This window comes from Ruegeria sp. BHSA162 (assembly GCF_059613385.1).
Map to the genome: position 1 here is coordinate 1 of NZ_JBXWSK010000100.1, position 11,183 is coordinate 11,183.

Consider the following 11,183-nt stretch of genomic DNA (forward strand, 5'->3'; position numbering starts at 1 on the left):
TCGCCCGACGGCTCAGCGACTTCGCCTATGCCTGTCTCGGCTGGATACGCGGCGGTCTGGCGATGGCTTCGCTTGGGGCCTGCGGGTTGTTCGCAGCGATCTCGGGATCGAACTCGGCCACGACCGCCACGATCGGATCGATGCTGCACCCCGAGATGGTCAAGGGCGGCTATGACGAGCGGTTCAGCGCGGCAACCGCCGCAGCGGGCGGCACGGTCGGGATCATCATCCCGCCGTCGATCATCTTCATCGTCTATGGGTTCCTGATGAACCTGCCGATTTCCGAGTTGTTCGTGGCCGGCATCCTGCCCGGCGCGCTGATGGTGATCGGGATGCAGTTTGCCTGCTGGATCATCTGCCGCATGAACGGCTGGGGTCACCTGATCCCGCTGCAACTGAACCGAGTTCTGAAAACCGCCTTCGGCGCGTGGCTGGGCTTTTTTGCCATCGGGCTTGTGCTGTGGGGCATCTACACCGGCAAGTTCTCTCCGACCGAGGCCGCCGGGGTCACCGTTGGCTTCTGCGTCATCGCCGGGCTGGTGAGTTATCCGATCAACCGGATCATGGGTGCCCGCGACGATGTTTCCCCAACGGACAAGAGCTTTGCCGAAATGCTGGTGGTCGAGGGATTCACGATCCCCGAGATCCCGTCAATCGTCATCCGTTCGGCACAGATAACCGGGATCCTGGCGCCTCTGATTGCCATCTCGGTGGTAATGCAGCAGATCCTTTCCCTGCTGGGGGCCCAGGAAACGATCGGCAATTTCGTGACCTCGATGGGGGGTTACCATGCTGTTCTGTTCACCTCGATGGTGATCGTGTTTTTCTCGGGCATGGTTCTGGAAAGCCTGCCGGTGACCATCATTCTGGCCCCGATTCTGGCGCCAATCGCAGCTTCGGTCGGGATTGATCCGATCCACTTCTCGGTGATCTTCCTTGTCGGAGCATCCATTGGCTTCATCACGCCGCCATACGGGCTGAACCTGTATGTCGCCTCGGGAGTTACAGGCGTGCCGTATTTCCGGCTTCTGCGGTATACGGTGCCTTATCTGGCGGCGTTGCTCTCGGTCTGGATTCTGGTGTCACTGGTGCCTGATCTGGCCTTGATACTACTGCCGAAAAACTAGACTGTAGCCGGATGACCGCGACGGACACACAAGACAAGGACACCCAAATTCCAACGAACCTGCGCCTGTTGCTGATCTTGGAAGAGGTCGCGCGGCGCGGGGTCGCGGTCAAACCGGCAGATCTGATCGAAGCGTTGGGTCTGGCAAAGCCGACGGTCCACCGGCTGCTGCAGACGGCCGAGGCCGAAGGGTTCCTTCAACGAGATCTGGACGGCCGGTCCTATGGGCCCGGCCCCCGGTTGCGGCAGATGTCCGTGAACACCGTGTCGTCCGAACATCTCCGCACGGCCCGCCTGGCCATTCTGCGCGGAGTAGCCGACGAAATTGGTGAGACCTGCAACCTTGCCATCCCCGACCGCGAGGGGATGATCTATCTCGACCGGGTCGAGACCAAATGGCCACTGAGAATCCAGCTGCCGATTGGGACCCAGGTGCCATTCCACTGCACCGCCAGCGGAAAGATGTACCTCTCGACCCTGCGCCGAAACACCTTGGATGGGTTTCTCTCGGCCCGCGGGCTGATCGCTAACACCGAGAAAACCATTACCGACCCCACGGCCATGCGTGCCGAGATCGCCAAAATCGCCCAGAACGGTTACTCGACCGACGACGAGGAGTTCATGTCCGGCATGGCCGCCGTCGCGGTTCCGGTCTTTGACGAGAATGACCGGCTTGCGGCCACTCTGTCCGTGCACGCCCCCACGCAGCGGCACGATCTGACAAGCCTGAAGCAATTCCTGCCACTGCTGCAGTCCGGGGCACTCAAACTGTCGGGTCTGCTTGCTTCATAGGGTGGCGAACACGGGACCGAGCCGAGCGGAGGCGAGTAGTGATCTCGCCCAACCGACTTGAGCAGCCACATAATTGACGCGTAAACTCCGACAAAAAATCAGTTGCCTGCCCGGGCTTCCGCCTCGGTACGTTGGCGTTGAATCGCGCGTTCGCGTTCGGGCCAACTGTCCTTGATGAACGCGAGGATGTCCCAGATATCCTGATCGGACAGGCTGTCGGCAAATCCCGGCATTCCGCTTTGGACCCCCGAGACTCCCATTCGCTTGAGCATCTCCTCGCCGCCCAACTTGGTATAGTCGAACAATAGGCCATCGCCATGATGCCAGGTGTGCCCGGTTCGATCATGCGGCGGGGCTGGCAGGACGCCGTCCGCATCAGGCGTTTGCCAATCGGCTTGACCCTCCAGCTTGGCCCCGTGACACGACGCACAGTTTTCGGCATAAAGCGCCGCCCCACGTAGCGGATCGGCGGATGCACCGTCAGGCACCCCTTTTGACATCCACCATTGAGCGCTGGCTACACCGATGATCACAACGGCCACCGGTGTACCCCATTTCATCATTGGCGAGATCGCTCGGCGCGGCGGCTCCACCTTTTTACCCTTCGTCATGGGCATCGAGCAGATAGGTGGCCATGGCGCGGTGGTCTTCTTCGGTCAGGAAGCGGGTGCCGTAGGTCACGACCTCGCCCATTGCGCCGCCGAATACGTCACCGTCGGGCATGATGCCTGTGCGCAGGGCATAGGCCAGGCTGTCGACCGTCCAGCCCCGCCTCTCCAGGGTTGCAGAGTCGATGGCTGGCGCCTTGTCGCCGCCCGGCAATGCATCACTGCCCCTGAAGCGCTCGGAATCCGATTTGCGGGCACCCAGCAGATTGCGCCCGGTGTGGCAGGCGGCGCAATGGGTGACGCCTTCGACCAGCAGCCGGCCGCGGTTCCACACATCACCTTTGCCGGGGACCGGATCGGTGCGCGGAGGATCAAGGAAAGCCGCGCGCCACAGTTTCAGCCCCCAGCGCTGGTTGAAGGGAAAGGCCATCTCTTGCGCGCGGGACGGCGTGGCCGCCGGGGGCACGGTCTGGAACGCCGCCCACAGGTCGGCGATGTCCTGATCGGTGAATTCGGCGTAGAACGGGTACGGGAAGGCCGGGTAATAGGGCTGCCCGTCCGGCGCCACGCCTTGGCGTACGGCCTTGGCGAATTCCTCGATCGACCAACCTCCGATGCCGTGGTCCGGGTCGGTGGTCAGGTTCGGGGAATACAGCGTGCCAAAGGGTGTCTCGAGCCTGACGCCGCCGGCCAGGGGCGCGCCGCCCTCGGCGAAGTTGGTGTGGCAGGCGATGCAACCGCCTGCCCGCGCCAGGTAGGCCCCGCGGTCAACCTCGCCCGTCAGGTCGGGCAGTTGCGGCGTCAGACCGATCGGCCACGCGACCACGGCGGCCACCCCCGCCGCGGCCAGAACGGCAGAGGCAAGGCCCAGACGATAGATGCGTTTCATCGTGGCACCCTATTCCGACCGAAACCGCGTGTGACAGGCCGAGCAGGTCTGGCCCAGCATCATGAACACGCCATCGGCGGGCATCTCGGACAGCTCCTCGCGCCCGGGGGGGCCGCCCGTCATGGCCCCGCCCCCCATCATCGAAGCGCCGCCCATCATGCCCGATCCGCCCATCATGCCGGACCCTTGCCCGGCACCGGCCATCATCAGCCCGTTGTCGGCCGCCAAGGCCAGCCCCTCGGCATAGGTCTGCAGCTGTTCGGCCAGTTCGGCGAAGGCGTCCCAGTCCTGCCAGATCGCGGGTTTGGCCTCGGAGGGCATGCCATCGCTGCCTTCGGGGAACAGCCGGGTCATGCTGTCGCCGGCATGGCGGCCGATCGTCTCGGCTGCGTCTCGGACGGTGCCGGCGTCATAGGGCGTCTTGCCCTGCATCATCGGCGTCAGGGTCTTCATGGCGTCCTTCATGGCGGACATGCCGTCCATGCGTTCCTTCACGATCCCGGTGGCGCCACCATGCGCCAGGGCGGTCACGGCCACCATCCACGCCAGCACGGCGCCCGTCGTCAGCTTGAAAAAGGTCATCGTCTTGTCCTGTATGTCTGCTTCAACTCGCCCCCAGAAGAGGCCTTACCTGACTCAGGACACGGCGCGCGGCGGGGGCGGATCGAACAGGGCCACCGGCAACATCCGGTATTGGCCCGACGGGATGGCACGGCGGTTGATCGTTGAGACCAGCGCGGAAACGACGGGCGCGGCCACGGTCATGGCCACGCCGTTGCAGAAGGCCCCGCCGTGGCAATGGCCCGGGTGGCCCTGTTCGACATGGTCGGGGTCGGATGCTTCCAGATCGACGACGGCATGTGTGCCCCCATCGCCCCCATGCGCAAAGGCGGGTTCCGAGAACACCAGAATACCGGCCAGAACCAGGCCCAAGGCCAGAACCCACCGTCCGATCATCCTGTCCGCCCAACTGTGCAAGGTTCAGTTTATCCCGTTCTCGCGCTGCAGTTCCCTGACATAGGCAACGATGCCCTGCACGTCTGCACGGGTCAAGCCAGCGACCGGTGGCATGTCGCCAAAGCGCCAGTGGTGGGCCTGAACACCATATTGAACCGCCCGCTGAAAAGCCTCGTCCCCGTGGTGGCTGGGCTCATAGATCTTGTGCACCAAGGGCGGAGCCAGGCCTTCCAAACCCGTGGCATTCGCCCCATGGCAGACAGCGCATTTGACGTCAAAGGCAACCTTGCCCATCTGGGCCGGCGCACTGAACGTCGCCGGCACGCTGACTTGCGCGATCGGGTCCCCCCGCGACAGCGACGAGGTGTCAGGCACCTCCATCGAGTGCCCTGCAGGTTGTTGGCTGAGGTTGTAGGCGACCACGGCAGCGCCTGCGATCAGAACGCCGCCTACCAATAGCGTCAGTTTGTTCATCGGCTCGTTTCACTCGGTTGTTTTTGGCTTGGCGCGGGCGACACCAAAACGGTCTGACACTGATCAAACCTGCTTGACCTGCCGGTCTTGCCGCCTTGCGCACAGTTTCGGGGGGACTGTCTGCCCCATTCCCGCGCTGGAAGGTCAAGAAAAGTTTGCCGCAAGTTTCCCCAAAGCCGACGATGGACTGCAGCACCGAAACGTCAACGCCGAGCTGGGCCGCGCACGAAGCCATCAGTTGGAACTTGAAGACTTCTTAGCGGCGCAGGCTGCGACGGGTCTGTCAGTACTTCGCCAGAGATCCGAGTATCTTCTTCCGTATATCGGCGTCACCCGGAAAGATCCTTTGCACCAGAAATTCGGACGGAAAATCCGGCCACGTGGCCTCCAACTCATCAACAAGTCTTTGCGCTTCGTCAAAATTGCCCAGCTGATCATGAGCGACGGCCTGGAACAAAAGTGATGGCCCGCTTACGGGCGCTCCTGCAGCAGGCGCACCCTGAAAGGCATCGACAACGTTTTCGTAGTTCCCGAGCACAAGCTGCGATACGCCCCAGATATTTCTCGCCCCAAATCGGCCGGACCCGGATCTGGCCCGCGACGGATTGCTAACCTCAGCCGCAAGTTCGGGCTCGTTCGCAATCAGGGCGGCAATCCCGACAAGGTCCAGAACATGGCCATCTTCAGGCGCAAGTTCGGCAGACAGGCGCGCGTAATTCAAAGCCTCATCCGCATCGCCCGACACCGCCAATCGCCAGGCATTCGAGGCATTGGCCCATGCACCCGACGGCGACAACTCAAGCGCCGTTCCTGACATTTGGGATGCTTGGCGCAACAGATCATCTCGTGTGTCCTCGTCTTGAGACAGCAGAGCCAGTGTGGCCAAGACCTGAGCCATTCCCGCATAGCCATCGGGCAAGGCCGGGTCGAGCTCGGTGGAATGCTGGAACATTCCCAGGGCGATCTGCTGGCGTTTGACATCGAAGACCGGAAAGAACATCCCCCGCGCCTGATCCGCCAGGTTGGCCGCCTGCAATCTGGCAAGCGATTGCTGACCAAGCGCAGCCCGTTCGGCCTGCCGGGTGGTGTTGGAGGGCTGACCGGCCTCGTCGTTGCCGGGTCTCAGCCACATGCCCAGCATGACGATCATGGCCACAACGCCCAGCCCGACCAACAGAAGTCCGCGCAGGTGCCTACGTCCACGGGGCGGGCCTTGGCTTGCCAAGTCCGACTTCGGATCATCCGGGGAAGCTTGGTGTGAAAATCGCGGTTTGTATCCGCCAGGATCGACGAAGATCCGAACGCCCTGGCCGTCCCAATGGTCTTCGTAAAACTCACGCAGCAAACGCCGTAGTCGCCTGGCCTCTACCCGAACCAGATTTCGACCACCGCTGCCATCAATGCTGCGACCGTACACTTCGACTGCGATGGCCTTGCCGCGGATCTGGGAACCGCGACCGGCGAGGGTTTCCTCGACGACATAAGTCAGAAACTGCTGAAGCCGGGGCGAAGTTTGGAACTCGGCGCTGGCAACAACATCACGCAGCGCCTGCCGAACCAGGTCAGGCGATGGTTGCCCAACATCTTGATCTAACAATAAATCATTGGCTTGGTTCACTGCAAACTCACCCCCAACTCACGGTGACTCACTTGGCCGCCCCGGTCAACCGCACGCATCTTGATGCGAGAATAGATATTGGGAATCGGGCTTTATCCAGTGACGGACGACCTCAAAGACGAGCTACCCGAGCTTTCGACTGCGCTTTCCAGCCAGTTCGAGCCGGACGCGTTTCTGAGCGAGGCCATCGAGGACTTCGGCAAAGTCTGCGCAAAGCTCAAGGATACGTCGATCACCGCGTCCGAGCGCGAGGAATGGGCCCACATCAAATCTGAACTTGTGAACGAGCTTCGTCGTCTGGCGAAGCGCAATCTTCGAAACGCATCCGACTGAGGGTATCGCAATGACCGACAAAGACCAAAGCAACGATCACGTAAACGAGCAAAACCAGCCAGCGGATGAAATCGAAAACCCTTCGCGCCGGCATGTCATGCAGGGGCTGGCGGCAGGTGCGGTGGCAACGGGGGCTGTCAGCTACGGCTCCGGCGCAGCACAGGCGCATGAGGGGGACGGCCCTCTGGGTGAAAGCCTGAAGAACCCCTATGGCGGCCGGCCTGCCGGCGGCATCACTCTGCCAGAGTACTTCCGGCCGACGAAATACATGACCGGGTCGAACGCAAACTATTTCCCGCTTTCCGAGGAATTGGGGCCCGACGAGATGCGCATCTCCTTCTGCGGGTCAACGCCGTTTCCTCCGCGTGAGGATCAGGCAGGCACCTGTGTGATGGTCGAGCTGGGCAATGGAAAACGGTTCTTCTTCGATTTCGGGTCGGGCTGTGTGCGCAACATCATCGGGATGCAGGTGCCTGCGCAATTGATCAACGATATCTTCATCACGCATCTGCATGTCGATCACTACGCCGACATCCCCTATATCTACCCGTTCAGAGCCTGGTCGGGTGGCTACACGCCGCTGCGGATCCACGGCCCGTCCGGCCGGACACCCGAGCTTGGAACGGCGGGCATGGTGGACGGCATGAAGCAAATGCTGAAATGGCATTTAGAGGCCTTCGACGTATTCCCGATTGGAGACGGTTACGAAATCGAGGTCAACGAGTTCGATTTCCGTCAGGAAGGCGGCATCGTCTATGACGAAGATGGCGTCACCGTGCGCTCTTGGCCACGCAGCCATGCCAAGGACGGCGCCGTCGGGTATCGCCTGGATTGGAACGGCCTGAGCTTCGTTTGGACCGGGGACGGCCGACCGGATGAGTTGAGCCTTGAATACGGCAAAGGCGTTGATGTGTTCGTCACCGAAATGTCCGGTCAGGATATCGGCCAGTTGATGACCTACAAATACGGCCTGCCGCAGGAGCTGTTCAACTACACGATCGATACCCATCACACCTCGCATTATGCGGTTGGCAAGATGATGGCTGAGGCACGCCCCCGGCTTGCGATGGTGACCCATTACACGCAGGACGAGGACATTGATGCCGAGATGCTGGCGGGCATCCGGGCCCATTATGATGGGCTGTTCGCCTGGGGTCTGGACGTGGCCGTGGTCAACGTCACAAAAGATGCGATCTGGTATCGGAAGGCGACACTGCCCGGCAAGTCAGGCTCGGTCGCACCGTTCCGTGAATTGGGCAAGATGGAAGCCGAAGGCAAGATCACCTTGCCCGATGAAATCAAGCCACCTGCCCCACGGTCATCGCGCGCCGAACAGCAGGACCAAAAGTACCGCGACATGGAGATCGACCCCAAGGAATACTACCCCTCCGACGTGTTCCGCGCGCCCAATCCTGAATGGCCCAGCGACTTTGTGATCAAGACCGACGACGTCATTCCAAACCGCAAGAAGAAGACGGAGTGACAGTATGATCGAGTTTGGTTCGACTGCGGCAATTCCGGTCACAATTCTTACCGGCTTTCTCGGGGCGGGGAAAACAACCCTACTGAACCGCATCCTGACCGGCAATCATGGTCTGCGGGTTGCGGTTCTGGTCAACGATTTCGGCTCGATCAATGTGGATGCTGATCTTGTGGTTGGCCTGGAAGACGATGTGATGAGCCTGGCGAATGGTTGTGTGTGCTGCTCGATCCGGGATGACCTGATCGAAACGGTCGAGGCCGTTCTCGCCCGGCCGGAGAAACCGGAATACATCGTCCTCGAGGCCAGTGGCGTATCGGACCCGTCCTCGATCGCGATGACGTTCACGGACCAGAAGTTCCGGGACATGATCCGGCTCGACAGCCTGATGTGCCTTGTCGACGCCGAGCAGCTGTTCGCTGCACCAGAGCAGATGGAGTTGAAACTCAGGCAAATCGCGTTTTCCGACATGGTCATCTTGAACAAGGTGGACCTGGTCAGCAGAGAAACAGTTCAGAAAGTGCACGACTGGCTCGGCTCGCGTTTCCGCAGGTATCGCCTGGTCGAAGCGGTCAATGCGGATGTCCCGCTGAACATATTGCTGTCGGTCGGCCGGTTTGCTGCCGAACAGCTTGAGACAGAAGTGCCGGAGCATCATGAGCATGGGCCTGACTGCGGGTGCCGACACGCTGATCATTCAGACGGCTTTTCAACAACGATGATGAAGGCCGAGCAACCCATCAGCCTGTCATCGCTGAGAAGCGCAATTCGAAAGCTACCGGGCGACGTCTATCGCCTCAAAGGATTTGTTTTCAGCGAGGAGGACCCGGATCATCGCATTCTTGTGCAGGTCGTCGGAAAGCGCATGGATATCTCACGGGATGGCGCATGGGGGGACCGAAAGCCCGAGACGCGGCTTGTGGCAATCGGCGCGCCAGGTGCGCTTTCGGAACACGTGCTCACCGACGCCCTGTTCGAAACAGCCTAGTGATCACGCCGGTGTTTGGGCCTCAAACCGGGCGACCGGCCCTCGTGCCACCGCCCCTGAATTTGATTTAGAGGCCGAAATAATTAGACTTGTCGCAATCGCAACCATCCTGCAGCGGGGAACCCTTTATGTTCACAAGACTTTTTTGTTTGGCGCCGGCCATCTCGATCCTGTTGTCTTCCCCGCTTTTTGCGCAGGACACGCCGATCATCCACGACGCGCAGTACTATATTCTGGAAGCGCAGAATGGCGAGCAGTGGATTGAAGACAACGCTGCCGTCGATGCGTTACTGGCCGAATTTCGGGAAGGCAATGCTGGAAATCCTCCCAACATCGTGTCCATTCTGATCGACGATTTGGGTTTCGGCGACATGGGCATTCCCGAACTGAATGCGGTCCGCGGAATTGAAACCCCCAACATCAATGCGTTCTCGGACGAAGCCATGCGCATGGTTCGAATGTATACCGAGCCCTCCTGCACGCCGACGCGCGTGGCCCAGATGACCGGGCGCCTGCCGGTGCGCATGGGTATGGGCGATACCACGGTCGACATTGCCGGCTTTGGCCTTCCCGGAGATGAGGTCACGCTGGCAGAGGTTCTGAAAGAGGCCGGCTATGCCACCAGCCATGTCGGCAAGTGGCATATGGGTGATATCGCGGAAAGCTGGGCGATGAACCAGGGTTTCGACTATGCGCAGCATGCCATCCATCAACAGGGTCAGCTGACGATCTTCAACGATGACGCCATCCGCGAGCAGGTCTCGGTCGGCATCCAGGACTTCGAAGAGGACTATATCGTAGACGATTGGTTCCGCCCCGATCCTGCCGCCATGGCCACCGTCATCGAAGGTGAGGCTGGCGGTCCAATCCGTGAAATCCGCATGCAGCCGGGCGAGCGGTGGGACGCAGAAAAATACGATGAGATGAACGAACAGTTCCAGCTCAAGGCGCTGTCTGAACTGCAGCGGCTGGCAGGCGGCGACACCCCCTTCTTTCTGCAGTACTGGCCGATGATCCCGCTGGACAACACGCGTGCAGGACGCGACGGCCCCGAAAGCGTGAATGGCGGCCTTTACGCCGACAAGTTGCAACTGCTGGACGAATATCTGGGCGTGCTGTTTGACGAGATGGAGACGCTTGGCGTAGCCGAAAACACCATTGTAGTGCTGATGGGCGACAACGGACACTTCACGAAATATTCCCCACAGTCAGGTTTCACGCCGATGATTTTCCGCGGCGGCAAGGGAGATACGACAGAAGGCGGCGTACGTGTGGATGCCTTCATCCGCTGGCCCGGAATGATCGAGGCGGACTCGATCGTGAACAACATCATCCATGTGTCGGATCTGTATACGACCCTTTCCCGCCTCGCTGGTGCCGACGCGTTCATCCCACGGGACAGGCTCGTGGATGGGGTGGACCAATCCGCGTCAATCCTGTTCGGTGATGAGTCGAAAACGCGCCGCGATCACGTGATCATCTATTCGGTGGCGTCCCCGAAGGCGATCGTGAAGGACCAGTTGAAACTGAACCTTCCGGGTGCCGGAGAAAGTGCAATTCTGGCGAATTTCTTCGATATTTATCGGGATACGCATGAAAAGTACCCGGTTTCGACCGAAGTCGGCGCATGGGGCGGCCAGGAATTCCAGCGCATTCTGGGCCGGCATCTTGCCCGCAAGAAGCTGTATCCTGATACCGAACCTGCGCGCGGCGTGCCGTATGAAGGCATCGAAAACCTGCGCCCGGAAACCGTTGCCGCGGTCGAAGCCTTTCTGACCAAACAGGCTGCGGCCGAACGCTAACTGCGGTCCGACCTCACGTCGGCCCGCCACGTTCAAGAGGCACCTCCATGCTTGCCAACCTGATCTTCTATATCGGACTCTCTGTCTCGCTCGGGATTGGCTTTGTCTATTTCCGC

12 protein-coding genes are annotated in these 11,183 nt (G+C 60.7%); 6 read left to right on the forward strand and 6 right to left on the reverse strand.

The features are described 5' to 3' along the window. Both AC2FM5_RS17870 and AC2FM5_RS17875 read left to right on the forward strand, forming a co-directional pair. Positions 1 to 1,127: TRAP transporter large permease (locus tag AC2FM5_RS17870; RefSeq protein WP_496737201.1), on the forward strand; the 1,127-nt coding region annotated here is incomplete at its 5' end. A gap of 11 nt (positions 1,128 to 1,138) precedes the next feature. Beyond that, a complete protein-coding gene (locus AC2FM5_RS17875; protein ID WP_496737203.1) occupies positions 1,139 to 1,918 on the forward strand; it encodes an IclR family transcriptional regulator in 780 nt (259 codons plus the stop codon). 98 nt (positions 1,919 to 2,016) lie between these two features. On the opposite strand, the gene AC2FM5_RS17880 is transcribed toward AC2FM5_RS17875, so the two are convergent. The 6 genes from AC2FM5_RS17880 to AC2FM5_RS17905 all read right to left on the reverse strand — a co-directional run bounded on the left by AC2FM5_RS17880 (position 2,017) and on the right by AC2FM5_RS17905 (position 6,443). Next, complete coding sequence (locus AC2FM5_RS17880) at positions 2,017 to 2,529, reverse strand: c-type cytochrome (protein ID WP_425328544.1); 513 nt, start codon at positions 2,527 to 2,529, stop codon at positions 2,017 to 2,019. After that, entirely contained in the window at positions 2,516 to 3,415 is a 900-nt protein-coding gene (locus AC2FM5_RS17885; protein WP_496737206.1) for a c-type cytochrome, read from the reverse strand. Before AC2FM5_RS17885 ends, AC2FM5_RS17880 begins: the two co-directional genes overlap by 14 nt. Positions 3,416 to 3,424: 9 nt before the next feature. Beyond that, positions 3,425 to 3,997 carry a c-type cytochrome gene (locus AC2FM5_RS17890; protein ID WP_170357974.1) on the reverse strand — a complete coding sequence of 191 codons (573 nt, stop codon included), beginning with the start codon at positions 3,995 to 3,997 and terminating at the stop codon, positions 3,425 to 3,427. Positions 3,998 to 4,051: 54 nt separating this feature from the next. Next, on the reverse strand, positions 4,052 to 4,372 hold the full coding sequence (locus AC2FM5_RS17895) for a hypothetical protein (RefSeq protein ID WP_170370963.1): 321 nt from the start codon (positions 4,370 to 4,372) through the stop codon (positions 4,052 to 4,054). 24 nt (positions 4,373 to 4,396) lie between these two features. Beyond that, positions 4,397 to 4,846: a c-type cytochrome gene (locus AC2FM5_RS17900; RefSeq protein ID WP_496737208.1), complete on the reverse strand. Its 450-nt coding sequence runs from the start codon at positions 4,844 to 4,846 to the stop codon at positions 4,397 to 4,399. A 283-nt stretch (positions 4,847 to 5,129) separates the two neighbouring features. Then, positions 5,130 to 6,443: a tetratricopeptide repeat protein gene (locus tag AC2FM5_RS17905; RefSeq protein WP_496737210.1), complete on the reverse strand. Its 1,314-nt coding sequence runs from the start codon at positions 6,441 to 6,443 to the stop codon at positions 5,130 to 5,132. A gap of 120 nt (positions 6,444 to 6,563) precedes the next feature. On the opposite strand from AC2FM5_RS17905, the gene AC2FM5_RS17910 reads away from it, so the two are divergent. The 4 genes from AC2FM5_RS17910 to AC2FM5_RS17925 all read left to right on the forward strand — a co-directional run bounded on the left by AC2FM5_RS17910 (position 6,564) and on the right by AC2FM5_RS17925 (position 11,067). Beyond that, positions 6,564 to 6,797 (forward strand): hypothetical protein, encoded by a 234-nt coding sequence (locus tag AC2FM5_RS17910; protein WP_170357967.1) that lies wholly within the window; start codon positions 6,564 to 6,566, stop codon positions 6,795 to 6,797. Between the two features lie 10 nt (positions 6,798 to 6,807). Beyond that, a complete protein-coding gene (gntH, locus tag AC2FM5_RS17915; RefSeq protein WP_217353659.1) occupies positions 6,808 to 8,280 on the forward strand; it encodes a guanitoxin biosynthesis MBL fold metallo-hydrolase GntH in 1,473 nt (490 codons plus the stop codon). Positions 8,281 to 8,284: 4 nt separating this feature from the next. Further along, on the forward strand, positions 8,285 to 9,265 hold the full coding sequence (locus tag AC2FM5_RS17920) for a CobW family GTP-binding protein (RefSeq protein WP_170401369.1): 981 nt from the start codon (positions 8,285 to 8,287) through the stop codon (positions 9,263 to 9,265). Positions 9,266 to 9,438: 173 nt separating this feature from the next. Beyond that, complete coding sequence (locus AC2FM5_RS17925) at positions 9,439 to 11,067, forward strand: sulfatase-like hydrolase/transferase (protein ID WP_496737213.1); 1,629 nt, start codon at positions 9,439 to 9,441, stop codon at positions 11,065 to 11,067. The last annotated feature ends 116 nt before the right edge of the window (positions 11,068 to 11,183 follow it).

What these genes read in the sequence shown, in the direction of transcription:
- AC2FM5_RS17875 (WP_496737203.1), top strand. Translation starts at nt 1,139, where the DNA reads ATGACCGCGACGGACACACAAGACAAGGACACCCAAATTCCAACGAAC.
- AC2FM5_RS17880 (WP_425328544.1), bottom strand. Translation starts at nt 2,529, where the DNA reads ATGACGAAGGGTAAAAAGGTGGAGCCGCCGCGCCGAGCGATCTCGCCA.
- AC2FM5_RS17885 (WP_496737206.1), bottom strand. Translation starts at nt 3,415, where the DNA reads ATGAAACGCATCTATCGTCTGGGCCTTGCCTCTGCCGTTCTGGCCGCG.
- AC2FM5_RS17890 (WP_170357974.1), bottom strand. Translation starts at nt 3,997, where the DNA reads ATGACCTTTTTCAAGCTGACGACGGGCGCCGTGCTGGCGTGGATGGTG.
- AC2FM5_RS17895 (WP_170370963.1), bottom strand. Translation starts at nt 4,372, where the DNA reads ATGATCGGACGGTGGGTTCTGGCCTTGGGCCTGGTTCTGGCCGGTATT.
- AC2FM5_RS17900 (WP_496737208.1), bottom strand. Translation starts at nt 4,846, where the DNA reads ATGAACAAACTGACGCTATTGGTAGGCGGCGTTCTGATCGCAGGCGCT.
- gntH (WP_217353659.1), top strand. Translation starts at nt 6,808, where the DNA reads ATGACCGACAAAGACCAAAGCAACGATCACGTAAACGAGCAAAACCAG.
- AC2FM5_RS17920 (WP_170401369.1), top strand. Translation starts at nt 8,285, where the DNA reads ATGATCGAGTTTGGTTCGACTGCGGCAATTCCGGTCACAATTCTTACC.